The organism is Niabella hirudinis (assembly GCF_051201075.1).
In the GTDB taxonomy this organism is placed as follows: Bacteria; Bacteroidota; Bacteroidia; order Chitinophagales; family Chitinophagaceae; genus Niabella; species Niabella hirudinis.
This window is the reverse complement of the sequence record NZ_JBPEHJ010000017.1, coordinates 22103-43140: the sequence shown is the minus strand read 5'-3', so window position 1 is coordinate 43140 and position 21038 is coordinate 22103. Positions and strand designations below refer to the sequence as shown.

Sequence of the window (21038 nt, the reverse complement as noted above, 5' to 3'; positions counted from 1 at the left end):
AACAGATCTAACCTGAAACTTTAAATATCTAACCTGAAACACCTTTATATCAATACATCTTCCGTAAACGGCTCTTCTTTTTGTATAGCTCTTTTTAACGCATTGGACCGGATGCTGACATTGATCTCGAACCCCACCAGCAGGATCAGCGAATTAATGAATATATACACCAGCACCAACAGTACCGTTCCCAGTGAGCCGTAGAGTTTGTTGAAACTGCCAAAACTACCTACCCACCAGGAAAAACCCAGGGCCAGTATGGTCATAAGCACAGCCGCCAGCACGGAGCCCGGGGTGATCCAGGTCCATTTTTTATGCACCGAAGGCACCGCCCGGTAGATATAGGAAACGATGGTTAAAAACAGGATCACGATCAGGACCCAGCGGGTGCTGCTGATGAGATTGATGAGCCATTGTTGCTCAATCCCAAACCACTCCAGCACATTACCTTGCGCTGCCAGTAAGCCCACGCACAGGATAAACAGGAAATCCAGTACCAGCGTCACCCGCAGTGCGTTGCCCCTTTTTTGCAGCCCCTTTCGCTTTATAAACCCCGGAAGATTTTTATCAAAGGAACGCATTAATCCCATAATGGCATTGGAGGAGAAAAAAAGCGATAACAGGATCCCCACTGAAAGCAGGTCGGTCCGCTGTCCTTCAAAAATATTATTAACAAACTCAAGAATGGGCAGGTGGTACCGGGGATCCGGAACGATCCCCTTTATGATCGCAATAATTTCTTCTTTGAATTGGATCTTTACCGGCAGCTTCCCCAGGATGATCGGAAACAAGGTAAACAAAAAGATCAGCGTGGGCGGGATGGCCATAAAAAAATTATACGAAATGGCAGAAGCCCGCTCAATGATATTGTCGTCCTGGATCTGCTTGCGAAACCCCTTAAATGTGTCAAGTACAGAAACCTGCTCAAACCCGGGTATGGCCGTAGTTTCTCCTTTGTTCCGCAGCCAGCTTAACCGCCGGGAACCGCTAACAAGTTGGGCGATATTTTTTATACGGCTCATGGGGCTGCGCGAAGACTGTCTCTTTTCCGGATCTGTGCATCCAGGGCCTGCTGGTATAGCTTTGCATATTTTGTATGTTCCTGGTAATTGCTGGTAAAAATATGGGATCCGTCAAAATTACTGCTGGCCACAAAATACAAATAATCGGTTTGGGGGGCATTCAGCACCGAATCGATGGTTGATTGCTGGGGAGTACAGATGGGCCCGGGGGGCAGCCCTTTATTTTTATAAGTATTATAGGGCGATGCTACGGCCAGGTGCCCAAACAGGACGCGTTTGATCCCAAAATCCTTTAATGCAAACTTAACGGTGGGGTCTGCCTGCAACGGCATTCCTTTGGCCACGCGGTTCATGTAGGTGCTGGCTATTTTGGGTTTATCGGCAGCTTTGTTCGTTTCCTCATCAATAATAGAGGCCAGGGTGATCACCTGTAGCTGGGTGAGCCCCTGCGCTGCGGCCTTCTGCCGGCGGGTATTGGTCCAGAATTTTTTATAGGCATCAAAGAACTTATCAAAAATAGCCCGGGGCGTGGTGTTCCATCGGATCTCGTAACTCAGCGGCAATACCGCCGCCATTACCGTATTACTGTCCAGCTCATAGGTCGCGAGGGAATCATTGCTGCCCAGGAACCGGGCTGTTACTGCAGAATCACATTCAAAAGCCCTGCCAATGCGGCCTGCCAGCGCTTCGCGGGTCCGGATCTTTGTAACCACAAAATTCACCGGCTCCTGGTTTCCGTTCTTCAGCATCCGCACCAGCGATACAACAGCACTCCCCCCTTTTACCCGGTATTTGCCGGGCTTTACTACTTTATACCCCAGTGCCTTTGAAGCCAGATTGAACCAGGTAACCCCGGAGAGAAATTTTTCTTCCACCAGCTGTTTTTTCAATTGCTCCATGGTGGTGCCCGTTTTTACATACAGGAATCCTTTTTTTGTTTTATGGGTCGCAGGTCCAAGGAATTGAAATGCAACAAAGCACGCCAGTGCCAGCAGCATGAGCAGGATATAGGGAAACGTTTTTTTCTTTTTTGCCATTATCAAATGATTCAGTGTTAATCCCGGATTTATGAATAATATTCAGCGTTTGTTTAAAATTTATTTTTCGTAAACCATTAGGATTAAGAATAGTTAAGTTAGGATATTGCTTAATGAATCTTAACTTCTTAATGGGTTTATTAGTTGTGTGTTATTTATTACAAGTCACTTTATTGAAATTTAAATTTATTTCATCTTCTATTTTAGATAGTTTATTTCAAGGACCTCCTTTGTTGCATCCGTCACCCGGAAACGGTGATCAATACGGTGCCCTACAATCCAGATGATCTTTTGCTGCATTTCCAGCACCCAAATTTTTTCCTTTTGGATGGCGCTCAGTTTCTGGTCGATCAGGAAACGGGCCACTTTCTTTTTTTTCATCATCCCCAGGGGATAAAAATAGTCGCCCGTTTTCCAGGGGCGTAGTATAAGCGGAAACTGTACCTGGCGGGCATCCAGCCATGCGGTTTCCGCTGCGGTGGGGATGGCGCCGGCATTTTCTTTTACAAGGAGCCGGAGCCTTCCTTCATCAAAATTGAAGACCCCCGGTTGCTCCAAAAAGACCCGCGACCGCTCTGAAGCTGCCAACGGAGCAATGACCAGGTGCTTCCTGTCGCGAACAACACGATGGGTTGCCGATACAATATACCGGCCGGGTTCCGATCCCGTCAGGGCAAATACTTCCGGCAGCTGCCCGGCGCCAAACCCATAGTCTTTAATGATCTCAAACAGTACCGTTGGCGGCGCGGCAGTTTTTAACAGCAGCAATACCGGAATATGCAGCTCATCGCCTTTGGCGGTAACCAGTTTTCTGCGATATTGCTGTACCGACTGCTGGTACAGGGCATTGATCTCCCCGAAGCGCTGAATATTATGCACCAGGTTCTGCTCCACTTCCGGGTAAACGGATGCCATTTGCGGCAACAGGCGGTTGCGGATGAAGTTGCGGGTATAATCGTCCTTCAGATTGGAAGCGTCCTGCACAAAGGAAAGCGACTGCTCCCGTAAATATTGCTCCAGTTCTGTTCTTTTTACAAATAGCAGGGGCCGTACCAGCGCACCATTTTTTTCCCTGATACCGGTGAGCCCGTTCATGCCCGTTCCCCGGAAAAAATTCATCAGCAGGGTTTCAATGTTATCATTGGCATGGTGGGCCGTCAATATATAATCGAAGTCCTCTCTTTTTTTGATTTCAGCAAACCAGTTGTAACGGAGCTCCCGGGCGGCCTCCTGTATCGATAACCGGTTTGCCCTGGCAAATTCGGCGGTGTTGAAACGGATGTTATAAAATGGCACCGCCCAGCTTTCAGCAAGTGCTTTTACAAACGCTTCGTCCGCATCGCTTGCCTCCCCTCTCAATTGAAAATTGCAATGCGCCACTCCAAAATCAAACCCCGCCAGCTTACAAAGCTGCCCCAGTACCACCGAGTCTACCCCGCCGCTAATGGCCAGGAGCAGGCGGTCCTTTGCTGTAAAAAGGTGTTCCTTGTGTATATGTTTTAAAAAACGGGCTAACAGCTCCATTCGTATTTTTTTAAAATTCGAGGTATTCACATGCCGCTCTCAATTCATTGTAGGCGTGCTGCTCTCCCAGTTTCTGTGCCATTTCCATTCCTTTTTTATACACAGCAATTGCAGCCTGCTCATCTCCATTACGTTCCTGTAATTTACCAAGATGGTAATAGCTACCTACATAATCCGGGTCCTTTTCCAGGATCAACTTAAAGAGGGCCGCCGCCTTTGCATCATCGCCCGCTTTCACATATTCGAGGGCCAGGGCATGGTTCAGGAATGCGTCCTCACTGTTCTCAAGCAACATGGCTTTTAATTTTTCGATCCGGTTCATTGTGGACATTTTTTTTAAGTATCCCATCCATAATTATCCTACATCTGTTATCTTTGTTTGGTTGCATAAACAACTTTCATTTACAAAACAAGGATACCATAATGAAGATATTAGTTTGCATTAGTAAAACCCCTGATACCACGGCAAAAATAGCCTTCACGGATAATAATACGAAATTTGATGCGGCTGGTGTTCAATGGATCATCAATCCTAATGACGAATATTACGGGCTGGTGCGTGCTATTGAATTAAAAGAGGCCAACCCGGCTGCGGTTATTCATCTTATAAATGTTGGCGGCGCCGATGCCGATGCCATCATCCGTAAGGCATTGGCCCTTGGGGGCGATGAAGCCATCCGGGTAAATGCAGAAAACCTGGACAGTTTTGGCATTGCATCGCAGATTGCACAGGTAGCAAAAGAAAACAATTACGATCTTATTTTACTGGGAAAAGAAACCATCGATTATAATGGCAGCGCCGTAGGCGGGATGGTAGCCGAGCTCCTGGATCTTCCTTTTATTTCGCTGGCAACAAAACTGGAACTGAACGGAACAACCGCTACGGTAACCCGGGAGATAGAGGGCGGCGAAGAGGTTTGCGAGGTGGCCCTGCCGGTGGTTATCAGCTGTAACAAGGGAATGGCGGAACAACGCATCCCTAATATGCGGGGTATTATGGCAGCCCGTACCAAACCGTTGAAAGTAGTGGAGCCCGTAGCGGCCGATGCACTTACCCAGGTGTCCACGTTTAGCCTGCCGCCCGCAAAAGCCGGGGTTAAACTGGTAGACGCCGATAATGTACAGGAACTGGTGCGCCTGCTGCACGAAGAAGCAAAAGTGATCTGAACCGGCTTAGTAAATTACAACTTTAAGGTCTGAACACGAACGTCAAACCTTAAACCTTAAACTTCAAACGTTATAAATGTCTGTTTTAATATTTATCGATATCAATGAAGAAGGGGCGGTAAAAAAAACCTCTCTTGAAGTATTAACCTATGGTGCGCGGCTGGCGCAGCAATTGGGTGTAGCCGCTGAAGGCCTGGTGCTGGCTCCTGTTAAAGAAGAACTGCAGGCACTTGGAAAATATGGTGTTCAAAAGATCCACCAGGTTCAAAATGATGCTCTGGCACATTTTGACGCGCAGGTGTACACAAAAGCGATTGCACAGGTGGCCGAAAAGACCGGGGCAACGGTTATTGTTTTCTCTAATAACACGGATGGGAAAGCATTGGCTCCCCGGCTGTCGGCCCGTTTAAAGGCCGGCCTGGTATCGGGAGCCGTGGCGCTTCCCGAAACCAATGAGGGCTTTGTTGTGAAAAAATCTGTTTTTTCAGGTAAAGCATTTGCTGATGTAAAAATAGATACTCCGTTAAAGATCATAAGCTTAAATCCGAATTCATTCAATATTGAAACAGGTGATGGAACGGCAACCGTTGTTCCTGCTGAAGTAAATATAGAGGTTCCAAGAGTAAAAGTTGTGAGTGTAAGCCGACAATCTTCGGAAGTGCCGCTGGCCGAGGCCGCATTGGTGGTAAGCGGCGGACGCGGTATGAAGGGACCAGAGAATTGGGGTATCCTCGAAGATCTGGCAAAAGCATTGAATGCGGCCCTTGCCTGCAGCCGGCCGGTGGCGGATGCGCATTGGCGGCCGCATAACGAACACGTTGGTCAAACCGGTGGCGCCATTGCTCCCAATCTTTACCTGGCAGTGGGCATTTCCGGCGCCATTCAGCACCTTGCCGGTGTAAACCGCAGTAAGGTCATAGTGGTCATCAATAAAGACCCGGAGGCGCCGTTCTTTAAGGCGGCAGACTATGGTATTGTAGGCGACCTGTTTGAGGTAGTCCCCAAACTAACCGAAGCTATAAAGCAATTAAAAGGATAATATAAAAAAGGCCGGAAAAAAATTCCGGTCTTTTTTTATGTAATAGCCGGAGCGCTTGCATCATGTCCGAAAAACGGACATGAAATATTTCATTCTAATATTGTGTTGTTGCTACTGTATTGCGGCCCGGGCTCAGGATACGTTAAACCTTAAACGGCCCTCTTACCTGAATCTTTACTCTATACCTAATCCGGATATTATTGATACATCATCTATTGTAAAACTTAACAATAAATTTTATATAGCCGAGTCCCGGCAGGATCGTATGCCGGTACTGTTACCATCAGGCACCGGAAAAAAAATGCTGAATGCAGGAGGCGGTATGCATAAGACCGATCGTATGCCCAATTTATGGGACAAACCGGGAGGTGATGGCAATAAGAGAATTCAGCCTTTGTATATACGGCCCCTGTATTACTACTCAACACCCTCGTTGTTGGCCCGCTCGGGGTATCATTTCAAAAGAAAAAACACAAAACCCAGTTACCGGTGGGAGCAATATTAAATTCACTACTGCGGTTGCATTTTACCGCCCATTGTAGTTTATTTCACGCAATGGCGCAAAGGAGCAAAGACGCGGGTGTTACGGTTGAGTTTTCCCGTTAAAAATCGGTATCTTCCGTGATGGACGTGACCTTTTGTCAAATCAATTATTTAAACCCACTTTATGATCTTTAACCTGCGATCGGGGCTCGCTGCTGTCGGACTAACCTTTATTTCCCAAACCCTGTTTGCCCAGGATCTGCTTATGACCACCCTTTCAAAAGAACTGCAAAGGGAATTTGAGCAATTAAAGAAGGCCGATGACCGCCTGTATTATATGAGCTACCGGGTAGACGATATTACCACCTACAATATCCGTACTTCTTTTGGCGCCGTAACAGGAATTGATTCTTCCCGGTACCGGGTATTTTCGCCCTCCATAAGGCTGGGCAGTTATAAGCTGGACAATACGCACAATGTAGGCTTTGGCCAGTTCCCGGGTAATATCCCGGTGGTGGATGATGCCGATATCATTACCCTTGCCGTTTGGAAGAATACCGACAATGCCTACAAAAATGCGGTACAGGCTTATGAGCAGATCCTGACCAATAAAAAAGTTAAAGCAGCAGAAGAAGATTCCGCCGCCGATTTTTCCGCCGCACCAAAAGTGGTGTATCATGACCCTCCGCTCCGCTATACCGCCCTGCGCCCGAATGTGGAAATGCTTACTAAAAACCTGGTGGCGTATTCTTCCGTTTTAAAGGCCAACCCCGATCTGCTGATGGGAGTGGCGAATATCGAATTTAAGATTGTTCGTAAATATTTTACAGATACGGATGGCTCTTCGATCATCGAAAATGGCACCAGCGCCTGGCAATCGGTATACAGCCTTACCAAGGCCGATGACGGCATGGAGCTTCCTCTTTTTAGAATGTACTATGCCTATGAGCCTTCGGAGCTTCCGTCAAAGGATAGTGTTTTGAAGGAGATCAGCCAAATGAGCGCCAAACTGACGGCTTTGCGCGTTGCCCCCGTAGCCGACCCCTTTGTTGGTCCCGCTATTTTATCAGGCCGGGCGTCCGGAGTATTTTTTCATGAAATCTTTGGGCACCGCCTGGAAGGCAAACGGATGAAGAGCGATTTTGACGGGCATACTTTCAAAAACAAGATCGGGTTGCCGGTATTGCCGGCCTTCCTGAGCATAACGCTGGATCCTACAGTAAAGAAAGTTGGCAACACCGGGGTTAACGGATTTTACCGCTATGATGACGAAGGCGTGGCTGCTCAAAAAGTGAACGTAGTGGAGGCCGGCATCCTGCGCAGCTTCTTAATGACCCGCACCCCTATCAATGGCTCCAGCGGTTCCAACGGGCACGCCCGCACTGCCCCGGGAGGAATACCCGAGAGCCGGCAAAGCAACCTGGTAGTTAAGGCATCGGCATCAAAACCGGCCGCCGAACTGAAGGAACTGCTGCGCGCAGAAGCAAAAAAGCAGGGGCACGAATATGGCTACTATTTTGAGGATGTGCAAGGCGGGTTTACCAGTATCGGGCGCACTATGCCCAACGCCTTTAATGTGATGCCCGTAGAGGTATATAAAGTTTTTGTTGATGGAAGGCCCGACCAGCTGGTACGGGGCGTTGACCTGATCGGTACCCCTTTGTCGATGTTCCGGAGAATCATTGCAGCGGACAATACCATGGAGACCTTTAATGGCATGTGCGGCTCCGGCTCCGGCTGGGTGCCCGTTTCAGCCTCATCCCCGGCGATCTTTGTAGACCTCATCGAAACGCAGAAAAAAAGCAAATCCAATGAGCGGCTGCCGGTATTGCCCCGGCCGGATCTTGACAGGACCGTTCAATAACAAATCTGCAATACGCCATCCATTAAAACGAACCGATGCAAAAGAAACTATTATTATACGCCTGTTCTTTTATACTTACCCTGGCAGTGAGCAGCCAGGAACTGCGCAACAATTTTTATGTAAAAGTGCTTTCGGAAGAACTGAACCGCAATATACAGCGACTCAGTCTCCCCAACCTGGGTAAGCCCTTCCTCATCAGCTATAAATTGAGGAACATGGTATCGCAAACCATCCGCGCCGAAAGAGGCCGTATCGTTACCCCGTTCCCCGGGCCAATGACAACAAAAACGGCTGCTGTAAAATTGCTGGTGGGCGATTATCACCGCAATTTTGATTACCTCTTTGATGATGGTTCCTATATCATGCTGCCCGATGAAAATGATGCAGATGAACTGCGAAGACTCCTCTGGCTCGAAACCGACCGGGCCTATAAAGCAACAGCACAGCAATACAATGCCACCATGGCCGCTCTAAAGCGCGTAACCGTAGACCAAAAAGAGCTGGATCTTGACGACCTCACAAAAATCAATGCCGGCGTAAAGGATCTTGGAGGCCTGGCTGCAATGCCCGCCGCAGCTATTGAGCGCTGGACCCCGCTGCTGCAAAAGCTTTCGGGATTGTTTACGGCCTATCCGCAAATCACCACATCGTCATGCTATTTAACCATCAGCAATGCGGAAGAGTACCTGGTATCCAGCGAAGGCGCCATCATTCGCAAACCGGTAGCCCAGGTAGTGCTGAATATTGCTGCGGCTATGCCGGGCGATGGGGGCAGCAATCTTTTTGAAACCTTTAATGAGTATGCGACTCATATCGATGAGCTGCCTGCTTATCAAACACTGGAAGACACAGCCCGGGCAATGATCCGCCGGATCCTGGAACGGGATAAGGCTCCAAAATTTGAAGGGTCCTACCTGGGGCCGGTACTATTTGAAGGAGAAGCGTTGGCCCATCTTATTTCGGGATTGTTCCGGTATAGCCTGGGAGTAAACCGTAAATCCATCCTGTACCCCGATAACAACACCACTTTTTATGAGGACAAGATCGGTCAAAAACTGATTGCATCCCATTTAACACTGACGGCCTTACCGCATTTGAAAACATATAACGGCCGGCATACCACGGGTGCTTTTGATATCGACTATAATGGCGTTATGCCGCCCGACTCCCTGGAGCTGATACGGGGAGGCGTTTTAAAAAGTTTATTGAACGGGCGAACTCCTACCCGGAAATTCGGTGAGCCGGGCGGCTTTGCAACAGGTGAGCGCAGTTATAGCGCCGGAGTACTCCGGCTTGCGGCAGATACCGTTGTCCCGCTAAAAGACATGAAAAAGGAACTTGTAAAAGCCGCTAAGGAAGAAGGCCTCCCTTATGCCTATATTGTACGCGATGTAAATGTAAGCTATGGCCAGGTTCCTTACCTGTTCCGCATCGACACAGCCACACTAAGGGAAGAAATGCTTACCGGTTTTAAATTTACCAGCTTAAACATGCGCAGCCTGCGCCGGTTTATTACCGCCGCCGATCAAACGCGTTTATGGAACCAATCGCTTTTTTCGGTGATCTGTCCGCAAAGCATGATCATAGGTGAAATAGAGCTGGAGGCAGAAAACAGCGTTGTAAAAGCCAAGCCCATTATCGTTAGCAATCCATTGCTTGATAAAAAACCTGCAGCCGAAAAAACAAAGCAAGGTTTGCCACAGAAGCACTGAAACACTGAAGGCTTGGGTTTTCTACATTAAAAACGGGGCTGTTGCTAAAGTATTAGAAAAATCTGCGTTTCAGTGGCAACGACACAGAATTTCAGTGGCAATAACATGACCGTCATAAAAAAAGCCGTCTTTTCAGACGGCCTTGCATATCCTTAAAAAATAATTACCATTTTTCTACTTCTTCATGACTGGCCGCCGGGGGAATATCATCCTGCGAAGCAGGAGCTGTATTCAATGGCTCTTCCGGCTCTTCGCTGGCCGCGGGTGTTGCCGGTACAGCATCTGTATCAGCCTCCGGAGCCGGTTCTGCATCTGCCACCGGCGACACCGCAGCTGTTGCAACAGGCGCCGCTACGGCAGTGGGCTGATAGGGTACTGCCCCACCCTCCTCATCATAATCTTCATGGTTGAAAGCATCAAAATTAAAATCAGGCATCAGGTCCGTTTTTACATAATCAATGGCCTCATTCAATGCCTTCAAAAATTTATTAAAGTCCTCTTTATATAAGAACACCTTATGGCGGTCATATCCGTTATCATCAAAACGCTTGCGGCTTTCCGTAATAGTGAGGTAATAATCATTTCCCTTGGTAGACCTTACATCAAAAAAATAGGTCCTCCTTTTTCCGGCACGGAGTCGCTTACTGTAGATGCTCTCCAATTTCCGATCGTTATGCTCGTTCTCCACGTGTTTCTTTTTAATTAAATAGAAAGATTAAGATACAAACAAATATATGTATGTTTTTAATAAAAATTAAATTTATTGAAGTTTTAGCATATTTTTTTAAACAAATCTTATGTACACACCATCAGGCATTTAGCGGAAGCAAATTCCTGTATTTTGAATTCCCCACCCGGTTTCAGGCGGTATTTTTTGCTGCTCCCAAACCCATTTGCTGCCGGTGATACAGGCGGGCGTAAAATCCATCGGGGATCTTCATCAGTTCTTCATGTGTTCCCTGTTCTGCAATTTCACCCTCATCCAGCACGATGATCCGGTCAAAACTAAGCAGCGAAAATACCCGGTGGGTAATGATGATGGCCGATCGTTTTTCCAGGTAGGCATTCAGCCGGTCCATGATTTCTTTTTCTGTTTTGGCATCTACGGCACTCAGCGAATCGTCAAAAATAATGATCGCCGATTCCTTGATCAGCGCCCTTGCAATAGAAATACGTTGTTTCTGCCCCCCGCTGAGGGTAACGCCCCGCTCCCCGATCATGGTGTCGTAGCCCTTTTCGAACCCTTCAATTTCCCGGGCCACACCCGCTATTTCGGCTGCGGCAATTACCTCCTCCATGGTAGCCCCGGGTTTTCCAAACCGGATGTTATTAGCTACGGTGTCGCTAAATAAAAATACATCCTGCGGCACATAACTGATCTGGTCGCGAAGTGCATACAGGTCAATATCCCGGATATTGCGGTGTTGCATTACGATGGAGCCGCTACCGGTATCATACATCCGCAGCAGCAGCTGGGCAATGGTTGTTTTCCCGCTGCCCGTTTTCCCCGTTATAGCAATCTTTTCTCCTTGGCCGATCTTAAGATCAAACTGCTGCAGGGCCCTGATCCCCGTATCGGGGTAGGTAAAATCAACTGTGTTAAAAGCAATACTGCCATCCAGCTGCAAGGGGGTGGCGCCTGTTTCATTTTTGATTTCCGGTACAATATCCAGGAATTCATTCAGCCGCTTTTGCGAAGCTGCCGCCCTTTGTACCATGCTGGCCGTAAGCCCGATGGCACTTACCGGAAAAGTGAGCATATTTACGTAAACAATAAACTCAACAATGGTACCCAGCGTAATATTGTGCTCATGATGGATATAGTAAAGTCCGCCGATCATGATTGTAAACAAGGTGCTGATACCGATCAGTAGCTGGATCGATGGAAAATAAATGGCTTCTACCCCGGCCAGTGCTATAGCATTTTTCCGGTAACGCTCGCTGTTAACGGCAAAAAAATCAAACATGGCATTTTCCTGCACAAAGGACTTAATCACCCGGATACCTGAGTAAGATTCCTGCGCGTTGGTAGTAAGGTCCGAAAGCGCTGCCTGAATCCGTTCGCTTTTTTTGTGAATGGTACTGTTTACAAAATAGATAATTACGGCCAGTACCGGCAACGGAAGCAGCACATAAATAGTGAGCTCCACGCTGCTTTGAACCATAAAAAACACACACAGTACAATTACGGTAAGCAGGTTTACGATGTACATAATGGCCGGGCCTGTAAAAATGCGCACCCGGCTTACATCTTCTGCAATCCGGTTCATAAGGTCGCCGGTGGTATGGCTCTTAAAAAAACGGCTCGTCAGGCGCTGGTATTGGTTGTACACTTCGTTTTTCTGATCATACTCAATATGGCGGCTCATTACAATAATAGTTTGCCGCATCAGGAACATAAAAAATCCGCGAAGCAATGCCAGTACCAGTATTATAATGCTGGCAATGAACACTACCTGCACAATACTATGATACCCCGTAACCCATCCGATGATCTTTTTTACCAGCGTATCGTATCCCCGGGTTTCCGCCAGGTGGGCGTTCCCCGTTAATACCAGCGACTGATCTACATAGTTTACGATAAACCGCATCAGCTGGGGCGATAACACGTTAAAATAGTTAGACAAAGCCACAAACAGGATCCCCGCTCCCAGCCGGATCCGGTACTTCCAAAAATACTTCCCCAACGCGCCTAAGTGCTTCATAGCTGCAAAGTAAAAGGTAATGTGCTAAATCGCAAATTCCGGACTTGCTGCTTACTGCATTCATTTCAAAAAAATACTTTAACAAATCCGGCACATGGCTCTATCAGCGCGTTTACGGACATACGGTAAACAGGAAACAGGCTAAGCTGAATGACCAGCAATTAAAAAAACTCAACCTGGCTATCCAGGATGTATCCAGGCACATTGGCTCATCTTCTGTTTAACGGATCACCGGCAGTGGCTAAAAGTTTTGGCCAACCGCAGGGTTTTCAGTTTAAAACAGTATCTTGTTACAACAATTTAAAACTATGGTACCCGAACGCAGAGAGGCCTATAATACCGCATTTACCAATGAAAAATTCCAGGCATTTGCTCAGGCATTAAACGGTTATGCCACGCCCATCCAATTCCGTATTGCAGAAACCCCCGTCTTTATTCCAAAAACATTTTCACGCCAGATGATCGATGCCTGCGAGCAGATCGTGGACCTGATACTGCAACCGGATTTTAAGGAAAAAACCGCCCGGGCCATACCGGAAAACTACCGGGTTCCCAATGAAAACAGTCACCCTCATTTCATAGCCTTTGACTTTGGTATTTGCCGTAATGCCGGTGGCGGGCTGGAGCCGCAGCTTATCGAAATGCAGGGCTTCCCTACCCTATTTGGTTACGAGGTGCTGCTGGATGATGTTTTTGACGCCCATTTTGGCATTCCTCCCGGTTACTCCTCCTACCTCGACGGGTTAAACCGGCAAACTTACCTGGAGTTGTTCCGCAAAATTGTGGTAGCCGATGAGGACCCGGAAAACGTGATCCTGCTTGAGATCTTTCCGGAACAGCAAAAAACCAATATCGACTTTTACTGTACAGAGGAATACCTGGGTATCAAAATGGTTTGCATCACCGCGCTAATTAAAAAAGGAAGGCAGCTCTTTTATCGGAAGGACGGAAAAGAAACACTCATTAAACGGATCTATAACCGGGTTATTTTTGATGAGCTGCAACAGCAGGAAGCGGCGGTGCAGGAAAAAGCGGCCCTGCTGTTTGAAGATCTGGATGTGGAATGGGTTACCCATCCCAACTGGTTTTACCGGGTCAGCAAGTTCACGCTTCCGTTAATAACACATCCTCATATACCGGAGACGCGGTTTTTAAGCAACATAAGGGAAATGCCGGAGCGCCTGGATCAATACGTATTAAAACCCCTGTTTTCCTTCGCTGGTCAGGGCGTGGTTATTGATGTAAGCCCCGCGGATATTGCCGCTGTCAAAGACCCGGAGAACTGGATCCTGCAAAAAAAAGTAGCGTACGCCGCCGTTATACAAACACCCGATGAGCCGGCAAAAGCAGAGATCCGTATTTTTTATTTCTGGGAGGAAGGCGCCGCGCGGCCCCGGCCGGTCAATAACCTGGCAAGATTGAGTAAAGGTAAAATGATTGGGGTACGGTTTAATAAAGATAAAACCTGGACGGGGGGCAGTTTTGCTTTGTTTGAAAAATAACCTTTAAATTCCGTATTTTAAATTCTACATTCATCATTCCGATATGGGCATCTTCTCTTTCCGGAAAAAACAAAAAATCATAGGACTAACCCTCTCCGGAGGAGGCATGCGCGGTGTAGCGCATATTGGTATACTGCGCGCACTGGACGAGTTTGGCCTCAGGCCGCATGTAATCTCCGGCACCAGTGCAGGGGCTATTATCGGGGCTTTTTATGCGGCGGGGTACTCCCCGCAGCAAATGCAGGAGATCGCGCTGAAAACCACTTTTTTTTCCCGCTCTTCTTTCCGCCTCGGTACTACCGGTATTTTCAATACCGTCTTTTTGCAACGGCTTTTTAAGGAATCGTTCCGGGATGATAATTTTAACGCGCTCAATATCCCCCTCTATGCCGCGGCCACCGAGCTTACGCACGGCAGAACGGAATATTTTTCCGATGGCAAACTCTTCCAGGCCCTGCTGGCATCGGCCAGTATTCCATATATTTTTCCTCCCGTCCGCATTGGCAACAGCGTATATATGGATGGCGGTATCCTGAATAATTTTCCTATAGAGCCCATTTACAATAAATGCGACCTGCTGATTGGTTCGCATGTAAATTCGCTCGTGTATGATGATATGCAAAAGATAAGCGCCCGCAAGGTATTTGACCGGGTGGTGCACCTCGCCATTGGCAAATCGGTTTATCCCAAGGCCCGGGCCTGCGATCTTTTTTTTGACCCCCCCGGCATGACCCGGTTCAGTCTTTTTGATAAAAAAGGAATTCCTCAAATGCTCGATATTACTTATAAAAACGCCGTGCGGGTGTTGGAAGAAAAAGGCTACCGGCAAAGGAGCTAAAACTGAAAATACCAGCCATTTTTTTCATAATTTTGTTTAAGCAGTAAACCGGATGCTACTGTATTGATGTATCCTGACCTCCAATACCTCTATAAATGAATAATGCAAATAATGCCAGGGTTTATAAAATGTCTTTTGCAGGCGTTTACCCACATTATATTCAAAAAGCAGAAAAAAAAGGCCGTACAAAAGAAGAAGTGGATACTATCATCTGCTGGTTGACGGGGTACAACCAGCAAGCACTGCAGCACCAGATCGACAACAAAACCAACTTTGAAGCCTTTTTTGCGGAGGCCCCACAGCTCAACCCGAATGTTTCAAAGATCACAGGCGTGATCTGCGGCTACCGTGTGGAAGATATAGAGGATCCGCTTATGCAAAAAGTCCGCTACCTTGATAAGTTGATCGATGAGCTGGCCAAAGGCAAAGCCATGGATAAGATCTTAAGAAAATGAGCGCTACGGGAATTTTATAAAGCGGCAGGCGGCAACAAATAACGAAAACAAGTCTGTTACGTGGTAAAAAGTATAAGAAAACAACTGACTGTTTTGTAAATGCAGACGATGCCCGGGAAATTGAGCGTATTCGCAGCTCCTTTAAATAGCCGAGAAAGGCGCCCTCCTGCAAATACACTATTCCGTCTGTACGCAAAACAGTCGTCTCCGAAAAGGATCTGTGTCAATCTGCGGAAGCCCTTGTAATTAACAAAAAATCTGTGCTAATCTGCGGTGAACTCCCTCCCGCTATAGATCCGTGAAGCATCTTTTGGCAGCTGCTGTACATGCTGCATATAAGCCGTTACGTTTTTATCCCAGTCTGCCGGGTAGGTATAACCCAATTCCTCCGCAATGGCCTGTGCAGCCTCTCTGAAAAGCTCCTGGGCTGTATATACCGATCGCCATATCTGCTGCAGGTCTGCTACCGGATACGTAGCCAATAGTTTCTGATACAACCCGGGCTCCAGGTAGCGTTGATAATACTTTCCAAATTTACCGGTATTTACACCGAACCCATGGCGACAACCGATATACCAGTTCATCATTTGCAGCAGTGCCGCCCGGATCACCTGGCTGATCAATTCCTGGGCCAGTACAACCTCCCCTCTCCATAGCCCCTTTGCCAGGCCTGCATTGGTATACCAAAACTCATTGCAGCAATCGGTGAACGAGCGCGCCGATGGTTGCCGTACAATATAACTGGCATCGCTGGAGGGTGGCAGCGGGTGGTCATTAAAGATCCCGGCCTTATCCCAGATCACCTTACAAAGACTGTCCCTGGTAAATGGTTCCAATCGTTCTACGGACACTATTGTCAGGTCGATCCGGTTACCATCCTTAAATTGTAACAGGTAGGAAAAAGCACCTTCCAGCTCCGGTGTAGGCGGGTACAGTTCCATCGCCTCCGGAAGCTGCAGGATCAGCTGCTCACCAAATACATCAACCCAGCTGTGATCGTTCAAAAACGGTGCAAGTTCCTCTACAACATAGATTATGTCAAAATCCTGGAAGATATCCGGCGTTACATCCGGATTGGAGCGTGATCCATCCTGCAATACCGCCCGTATCCGGGGATCCTTTGCTACCTCCATTATTAATTCCATCATTTCTGCTTCGCTCCTGCTTATCATAGTATTATCGTTGACCCAAATTTAAGCATAATTTTCACGGGGGCTGACAACGGCTTTATGATCCCGCGGATTCGCCCGGATTTACAACGCGGATATCCGAAAATTGTATTCAGCAATGGAAGTACAAAATGATAAAATCATCGCAAATCAGCAGAAAAAATCAATGAAAATGCTCGCCATATTTATTTGAAAATAATGTACATTTATAATAGCGGTGCTTCAGATTCAGGTACAAACCCATTTGAGGGTACGGCAACTTAAACCATTTAATATGCTGTAAAATGAAACGGTATCATTTTATTTCTGCTGTACTGGCTGCAGTTCCGCTGTCCTCCTGGATAAAAGCAAAAACAGCAGCGATCCTGCAAACTGTAAAGGGGTTTAAAGTGCCATCCGGACAGGCCCGGTTTGGCATCCACTATAAAATGAAGGGGGTTACCCTGAACATGCTTGATATTAAAATATCGGGGAAAGACACTGCTGGCGGACTGGCCGTTTTTGAACAAACCAGTTTAACCTATAAGGGTGGCCCACCGCTGCATATACACCTAAGCCAGGATGAATGGTTTTATGTGCTTGAGGGAAAATACCGGTTCCGGGTTGGAGATGATGAATATGAAATGAACCCGGGCGATACCATTTTTCTTCCCAAACAGGTGCCCCATGCTTTCATCCAGCTTACGGAAAAAGCCAGGGTTATTGTGTCGTACTGCCCGGCAGGCCGTATGGAAGATTTCTTTGCAGTTACCAGCCAGTGGACAAGCGCACCCACAAAGGAAGCCATTGCCGGCGTTTTTGCGGCTCATGGAATGAAGGTGGTAGGTCCACCACTCATGGTCGATTAATCTCCCGGTTATTTTTAACATCGGGCTTATTGAAATCTTCTGACAGAGCGGTAGTCCCTGCAGGCCCCTTATAAATAAGCGACCTGCCATTAAAATATTACTGAAATAACCCTGTTGCAACGCTATCCGGAACGGAATGATTTGTATAAATTTGGCACAAATATTTTAAACCCTGATGTTATGGCACAAAAACCGCTTTCTGAATCTACCATCGAAGAGCTGAATAAACAACGCTCTACTATTAAAGGCCTGATGATTGCCTTCGGACTCCTATGGGCCCTATTGTTAGCGCTCAATATTTACCTGCTGGTATCCAAAAAAGCTAACTTCGGGCTTTTGGCTGTTTTATCTGCACTGTTCCCCATCATGATACCCATGCTGATCTCTTTGAATAAAATAAATGAAGAATTAAAACTGCGGAGGGTAAACAAATAACATCAGCAGGTTGCGCACCTATTTGTTGCCCCCTATTTCCAATCCCTAAGCGGCACCGTCTTCGCATTCACCTTTGACGCATTATTTTCAGGAACCAACCGCACTACAAAACGTTTGCTGCTGGCTGCCGGCAGCCGGGTTTCAAAACCCACCAGCACCGTTCCCGGGTTTGGCGCATCATAATCGTTAACGGGCGTTGTGCTCCAGGTCTTCACCGTTACCGGCTGATCGGTCAGGATCTGCATCAGCAGGGTTTTGCCATCCTTTCTCAACAGGACCTCGTTGGGCGATTTTATTTCGACGTTTGCGGATGTAAGCATGCGCCACTGCATATTTACCGGATGATCGCCGGTTTTGATTTCATCCTGAATAAGTCCGTAGGTCTTATCCTTCAGCGCCACTCCTCTCAGGACTTGTTTTACCTGTCCTTTATAAACAGGCGAAAGATCCGATTGTGCAAAACTAAATCCCGGCCGGTCGCCATATTGCGTAATGGCAGTTACGCCGTCCATACGCTGTAAGCTATCATCAAACGTAAGGGTATTGTGCGCATAATTGGTATACCTGAAAACAGTCCAGCGTTGCGAGTTTTGTGTGCGCTGCCAGATATTCAGCCCTTTTGACTCCAGCGACTCGTAGTTCTGCATACCAAAATCCATGGCCCAGCGAACACCTTCCGCTTCAAATACAAAGGAACCCTCATCCATGTGCGCATGATTTACAAAGGGCGAACCTGCCTTAAAACCCATAAACAACGCATCGGGGCTGGTCCAGCTGGTGCGCATCATTACTACCGGACTGGCGCCGCCGCCCTCCCAGAATGTTTTTTCCGGTGGTGTAACACCGGTTTCTGCCAGCTGTTTGCCCCAAATAAGGAGGATTGGCAAAAAGCGATCTCCTTCCAATGCCCGCCTGTTTTTATCATTGTGCAGGAATTGTAGCTCATTCCAGGCAAGTGAGGGCCGTTTTAGTTTTTTGGCGAACCAAAGCATTGCGCCGTTGGATTCGGTACCCGGGCCAGAATCTGCATAGTTGAATGGCAACCCGCTGGGAGCGATCATCTGCTGAAAATAGTCGGCCGTTTTCAGAAAGCCCGGCAGCGCGCTCAACCCCTGATCATTTCCGGTCAATTGCTCCAGCGCATCCAGGAACAACACATTATATGTGGTTCCATAGCTCCAGTAACCGTATCCCTCCGGGTAGGCGCCGTCCGGCGCATATTGCTTCATGGGAATTTTAATGGATTCAACAGCACGGCGGATCACCTGGCCGCATTGCAGCGGATCCGATTCAAAAACGGCAAATGCCCCATAGGCTAAACCGGTATTACAGACCTGGTTCCAGTTGTTTTCTACTTTAAGCCAGTAATTATATTTCGTATCAAAGGAAGTGCGGATCCCCTTCTCCAGGATCGCGCCCCGGATCTGCTTCCTCGAATCCGGGGAGAGTTCGTTGTAGAGCCAGTCGTACCCAATGGCCGCAGCCATGGTCATTTCTGCCACGTCCAGGTAGTGTGTGGGGTTCCAATCGGCAAAAGAGCTGATGGTTAACAGCTGCTGTTCGGCAGCATCGCGGTACTTTTTAATGCCTGTCATGCGCCAGGCATAGGAAAGAAAAAAGATGCGGCGAATGGCTTCCCGGGAAACCGAAAGCAACCGCTTGCCTATTTTTTTATGCTCCAGCGGGGGTGCTTGGCAGATCCGGTCGGATGCTTCCAGCAGCAACCTATGCACCCGTTTCAGATCCGGGCTCATACCGATGGCCGCTTTCACCTGCGCTTCCGCTCCTTTTGTAAGCAACAGGCGTGGATGGGCTTTTGCTTCAATCGTTCCATCTAATGCTTCCTGTGAAAATGTATTGGCGCTTATTAAAAGCAGTACCCCAAAAATGACTGATACACCCAGCTTCATAATTCAGATTTTTGAACTAAAAATACTTAAGTAATCAGGATTATTACCCGAACCCTTTATTTTTTATTATTTTGCCTGTTGATCTCTTAATTCTTAAATCTTTGCAGATGAAACGTTTTATCCAACTGGGAATCGCTACCGGGCTGCTATGTTGCTTTTTAAATGCAGGCGCCCAAAAAGACATGCAGGCGCTGATCAAAAAAGACGAAGCCTTTGCGGCGAGCCAGTACAAATTGCTGATGAAAAACATACCGGCTGATAAGATGCCTCAGAACTATGATCCCGTTAAAGATAAACTGGTAGCTTCTGCTACCGATTGGTGGACCAGCGGCTTTTATCCCGGCACGTTATGGCTGATCTATAAAGCAACCAGGGACCCACAGATCCTGGCAGAAGCAAGGAAACGGCTCCTGATAGAAGAACCGATCAAATACTATACAGGCAATCATGATATTGGTTTTATGATCTTTTGCAGCTTTGGCAATGCCTATGCGATCACAAAGGATCCCCTTTACAAAAACGTGATCCTTACTGCTGCCGAAACAGCTACGAAGCGCTACCGGTCTGGCATGAAGGCTATTCAATCCTGGAATAAAAGCCAGAAATTTAATGCTCCCGTGATCATCGACAATATGATGAACCTCGAGCTGCTGGAATGGGCTTCCCGTAACGGCGGCAGTAAACGATTGGCTGAAATTGCTGAAAACCACGCCAACACTACTTTGAAAAATCATTTCCGCCCGGATGGCAGCAGCTATCATGCGGTAGACTATGATACCGCTACCGGAGCTGTTTTAAAGAAGGTAACCCACCAGGGATATGCCGATGAATCTGCATGGGCACGCGGACAGGCCTGGGGGCTTTATGGTTATACTATGATGTACCGTTTTACCAAAAAACCGGAATACCTGGCACAGGCGCATAAGATCGCTGCATTTATCCTGAACCATCCCAACCTGCCCAAGGATAAAGTACCTTACTGGGATTTTAATGCCCCGGATATTCCGAATGCTCCCAGGGATGTATCTGCGGCTGCAATAATGGCTTCTGCCCTGCTGGAGCTGGCTCAATACAGCAATCCAAAACAAAAGACCAGGTATATTGCCGACGCTACTACCATGATCCGGTCAATGTCTGCCACCTACAAATCACAGCCGGGTGGTAGCAAAGGTTTTATTCTTACACAGAGCGTGGGCCACCTGCCGGGAAAATCAGAGGTAAATGTATCCTTGTCCTATGCCGATTACTATTATATGGAAGCATTGGAGCGTTACAAAAAATGGATATTAAAATAACTTTTTTGCGTATATTTATGGGGCTAATTCAGA

20 protein-coding genes are annotated in these 21038 nt (G+C 47.5%); 12 read left to right on the top strand and 8 right to left on the bottom strand.

Features of this window, described 5'->3' with window-relative positions:
* Positions 1 to 44 precede the first annotated feature (44 nt).
* The 4 genes from GGU45_RS20530 to GGU45_RS20515 form a co-directional block, all read right to left on the bottom strand.
* On the bottom strand, positions 45 to 1022 hold the full coding sequence (locus GGU45_RS20530; RefSeq protein ID WP_435227983.1) for a YihY/virulence factor BrkB family protein: 978 nt from the start codon (positions 1020 to 1022) through the stop codon (positions 45 to 47).
* Positions 1019 to 2059 (bottom strand): endolytic transglycosylase MltG, encoded by a 1041-nt coding sequence (gene mltG, locus GGU45_RS20525; RefSeq protein WP_435227981.1) that lies wholly within the window; start codon positions 2057 to 2059, stop codon positions 1019 to 1021. Before mltG ends, GGU45_RS20530 begins: the two co-directional genes overlap by 4 nt.
* 198 nt (positions 2060 to 2257) lie before the next feature.
* Positions 2258 to 3583, bottom strand: a complete 1326-nt coding sequence (tilS, locus tag GGU45_RS20520; RefSeq protein WP_435227980.1) for a tRNA lysidine(34) synthetase TilS — start codon at positions 3581 to 3583, stop codon at positions 2258 to 2260.
* 10 nt (positions 3584 to 3593) lie between these two features.
* Complete coding sequence (locus tag GGU45_RS20515; RefSeq protein ID WP_435227978.1) at positions 3594 to 3905, bottom strand: tetratricopeptide repeat protein; 312 nt, start codon at positions 3903 to 3905, stop codon at positions 3594 to 3596.
* Between the two features lie 101 nt (positions 3906 to 4006).
* Between GGU45_RS20515 and GGU45_RS20510 the strand changes: the two genes are divergently transcribed.
* The 5 genes from GGU45_RS20510 (at position 4007) to GGU45_RS20490 (ending at position 9848) form a co-directional block, all read left to right on the top strand.
* Entirely contained in the window at positions 4007 to 4750 is a 744-nt protein-coding gene (locus tag GGU45_RS20510) for an electron transfer flavoprotein subunit beta/FixA family protein (RefSeq protein ID WP_435227976.1), read from the top strand.
* Positions 4751 to 4826: 76 nt separating this feature from the next.
* On the top strand, positions 4827 to 5789 hold the full coding sequence (locus GGU45_RS20505) for an electron transfer flavoprotein subunit alpha/FixB family protein (RefSeq protein WP_435227975.1): 963 nt from the start codon (positions 4827 to 4829) through the stop codon (positions 5787 to 5789).
* 79 nt (positions 5790 to 5868) lie between these two features.
* Positions 5869 to 6294 carry a hypothetical protein gene (locus GGU45_RS20500; RefSeq protein WP_435227973.1) on the top strand — a complete coding sequence of 142 codons (426 nt, stop codon included), beginning with the start codon at positions 5869 to 5871 and terminating at the stop codon, positions 6292 to 6294.
* Positions 6295 to 6456: 162 nt separating this feature from the next.
* Positions 6457 to 8136: a metallopeptidase TldD-related protein gene (locus GGU45_RS20495; protein ID WP_435227971.1), complete on the top strand. Its 1680-nt coding sequence runs from the start codon at positions 6457 to 6459 to the stop codon at positions 8134 to 8136.
* Positions 8137 to 8171: 35 nt separating this feature from the next.
* Entirely contained in the window at positions 8172 to 9848 is a 1677-nt protein-coding gene (locus tag GGU45_RS20490; RefSeq protein ID WP_435227969.1) for a metallopeptidase TldD-related protein, read from the top strand.
* Positions 9849 to 10011: 163 nt separating this feature from the next.
* Here GGU45_RS20490 and GGU45_RS20485 read toward each other — a convergent pair whose 3' ends face one another.
* Together GGU45_RS20485 and GGU45_RS20480 are read right to left on the bottom strand one after the other, a co-directional pair.
* The gene (locus tag GGU45_RS20485) at positions 10012 to 10536 is read right to left on the bottom strand and encodes a DUF3276 family protein (RefSeq protein ID WP_435227967.1); all 525 of its coding nucleotides are present in this window, start codon (positions 10534 to 10536) and stop codon (positions 10012 to 10014) included.
* 172 nt (positions 10537 to 10708) lie between these two features.
* Positions 10709 to 12553, bottom strand: a complete 1845-nt coding sequence (locus tag GGU45_RS20480; RefSeq protein WP_435227965.1) for an ABC transporter ATP-binding protein — start codon at positions 12551 to 12553, stop codon at positions 10709 to 10711.
* A gap of 44 nt (positions 12554 to 12597) precedes the next feature.
* On the opposite strand from GGU45_RS20480, the gene GGU45_RS20475 reads away from it, so the two are divergent.
* The 4 genes from GGU45_RS20475 to GGU45_RS20460 all read left to right on the top strand — a co-directional run bounded on the left by GGU45_RS20475 (position 12598) and on the right by GGU45_RS20460 (position 15348).
* A complete protein-coding gene (locus tag GGU45_RS20475) occupies positions 12598 to 12777 on the top strand; it encodes a DUF5053 domain-containing protein (RefSeq protein WP_435227963.1) in 180 nt (59 codons plus the stop codon).
* A gap of 84 nt (positions 12778 to 12861) precedes the next feature.
* On the top strand, positions 12862 to 14055 hold the full coding sequence (locus GGU45_RS20470; RefSeq protein ID WP_435227962.1) for a hypothetical protein: 1194 nt from the start codon (positions 12862 to 12864) through the stop codon (positions 14053 to 14055).
* 43 nt (positions 14056 to 14098) lie between these two features.
* Positions 14099 to 14893: a patatin-like phospholipase family protein gene (locus tag GGU45_RS20465; RefSeq protein ID WP_435227960.1), complete on the top strand. Its 795-nt coding sequence runs from the start codon at positions 14099 to 14101 to the stop codon at positions 14891 to 14893.
* Positions 14894 to 14988: 95 nt separating this feature from the next.
* Positions 14989 to 15348, top strand: coding sequence for a DUF2200 domain-containing protein (locus tag GGU45_RS20460; protein ID WP_435227959.1), 360 nt, complete (start codon positions 14989 to 14991; stop codon positions 15346 to 15348).
* Between the two features lie 263 nt (positions 15349 to 15611).
* Here GGU45_RS20460 and GGU45_RS20455 read toward each other — a convergent pair whose 3' ends face one another.
* Positions 15612 to 16520, bottom strand: a complete 909-nt coding sequence (locus GGU45_RS20455) for an aminoglycoside 6-adenylyltransferase (RefSeq protein WP_435227957.1) — start codon at positions 16518 to 16520, stop codon at positions 15612 to 15614.
* Positions 16521 to 16801: 281 nt separating this feature from the next.
* Between GGU45_RS20455 and GGU45_RS20450 the strand changes: the two genes are divergently transcribed.
* Complete coding sequence (locus GGU45_RS20450) at positions 16802 to 17365, top strand: cupin domain-containing protein (RefSeq protein ID WP_435227955.1); 564 nt, start codon at positions 16802 to 16804, stop codon at positions 17363 to 17365.
* Positions 17366 to 17545: 180 nt separating this feature from the next.
* Positions 17546 to 17800, top strand: a complete 255-nt coding sequence (locus GGU45_RS20445; protein WP_435227953.1) for a hypothetical protein — start codon at positions 17546 to 17548, stop codon at positions 17798 to 17800.
* Between the two features lie 32 nt (positions 17801 to 17832).
* Here GGU45_RS20445 and GGU45_RS20440 read toward each other — a convergent pair whose 3' ends face one another.
* On the bottom strand, positions 17833 to 19710 hold the full coding sequence (locus GGU45_RS20440) for a heparinase II/III domain-containing protein (protein WP_435227951.1): 1878 nt from the start codon (positions 19708 to 19710) through the stop codon (positions 17833 to 17835).
* Between the two features lie 107 nt (positions 19711 to 19817).
* Between GGU45_RS20440 and GGU45_RS20435 the strand changes: the two genes are divergently transcribed.
* A complete protein-coding gene (locus GGU45_RS20435; RefSeq protein WP_435227949.1) occupies positions 19818 to 21005 on the top strand; it encodes a glycoside hydrolase family 88 protein in 1188 nt (395 codons plus the stop codon).
* Positions 21006 to 21038: the final 33 nt, after the last annotated feature.

Excerpts from the sequence above, each read along its gene's own strand:
- GGU45_RS20530 (WP_435227983.1), bottom strand. The coding sequence starts at position 1,022 with ATGAGCCGTATAAAAAATATCGCCCAACTTGTTAGCGGTTCCCGGCGG.
- mltG (WP_435227981.1), bottom strand. The coding sequence starts at position 2,059 with ATGGCAAAAAAGAAAAAAACGTTTCCCTATATCCTGCTCATGCTGCTG.
- tilS (WP_435227980.1), bottom strand. The coding sequence starts at position 3,583 with ATGGAGCTGTTAGCCCGTTTTTTAAAACATATACACAAGGAACACCTT.
- GGU45_RS20515 (WP_435227978.1), bottom strand. The coding sequence starts at position 3,905 with ATGAACCGGATCGAAAAATTAAAAGCCATGTTGCTTGAGAACAGTGAG.
- GGU45_RS20510 (WP_435227976.1), top strand. The coding sequence starts at position 4,007 with ATGAAGATATTAGTTTGCATTAGTAAAACCCCTGATACCACGGCAAAA.
- GGU45_RS20505 (WP_435227975.1), top strand. The coding sequence starts at position 4,827 with ATGTCTGTTTTAATATTTATCGATATCAATGAAGAAGGGGCGGTAAAA.
- GGU45_RS20500 (WP_435227973.1), top strand. The coding sequence starts at position 5,869 with ATGAAATATTTCATTCTAATATTGTGTTGTTGCTACTGTATTGCGGCC.
- GGU45_RS20495 (WP_435227971.1), top strand. The coding sequence starts at position 6,457 with ATGATCTTTAACCTGCGATCGGGGCTCGCTGCTGTCGGACTAACCTTT.
- GGU45_RS20490 (WP_435227969.1), top strand. The coding sequence starts at position 8,172 with ATGCAAAAGAAACTATTATTATACGCCTGTTCTTTTATACTTACCCTG.
- GGU45_RS20480 (WP_435227965.1), bottom strand. The coding sequence starts at position 12,553 with ATGAAGCACTTAGGCGCGTTGGGGAAGTATTTTTGGAAGTACCGGATC.
- GGU45_RS20470 (WP_435227962.1), top strand. The coding sequence starts at position 12,862 with ATGGTACCCGAACGCAGAGAGGCCTATAATACCGCATTTACCAATGAA.
- GGU45_RS20465 (WP_435227960.1), top strand. The coding sequence starts at position 14,099 with ATGGGCATCTTCTCTTTCCGGAAAAAACAAAAAATCATAGGACTAACC.
- GGU45_RS20460 (WP_435227959.1), top strand. The coding sequence starts at position 14,989 with ATGAATAATGCAAATAATGCCAGGGTTTATAAAATGTCTTTTGCAGGC.
- GGU45_RS20455 (WP_435227957.1), bottom strand. The coding sequence starts at position 16,520 with ATGATAAGCAGGAGCGAAGCAGAAATGATGGAATTAATAATGGAGGTA.
- GGU45_RS20450 (WP_435227955.1), top strand. The coding sequence starts at position 16,802 with ATGAAACGGTATCATTTTATTTCTGCTGTACTGGCTGCAGTTCCGCTG.
- GGU45_RS20445 (WP_435227953.1), top strand. The coding sequence starts at position 17,546 with ATGGCACAAAAACCGCTTTCTGAATCTACCATCGAAGAGCTGAATAAA.
- GGU45_RS20440 (WP_435227951.1), bottom strand. The coding sequence starts at position 19,710 with ATGAAGCTGGGTGTATCAGTCATTTTTGGGGTACTGCTTTTAATAAGC.
- GGU45_RS20435 (WP_435227949.1), top strand. The coding sequence starts at position 19,818 with ATGAAACGTTTTATCCAACTGGGAATCGCTACCGGGCTGCTATGTTGC.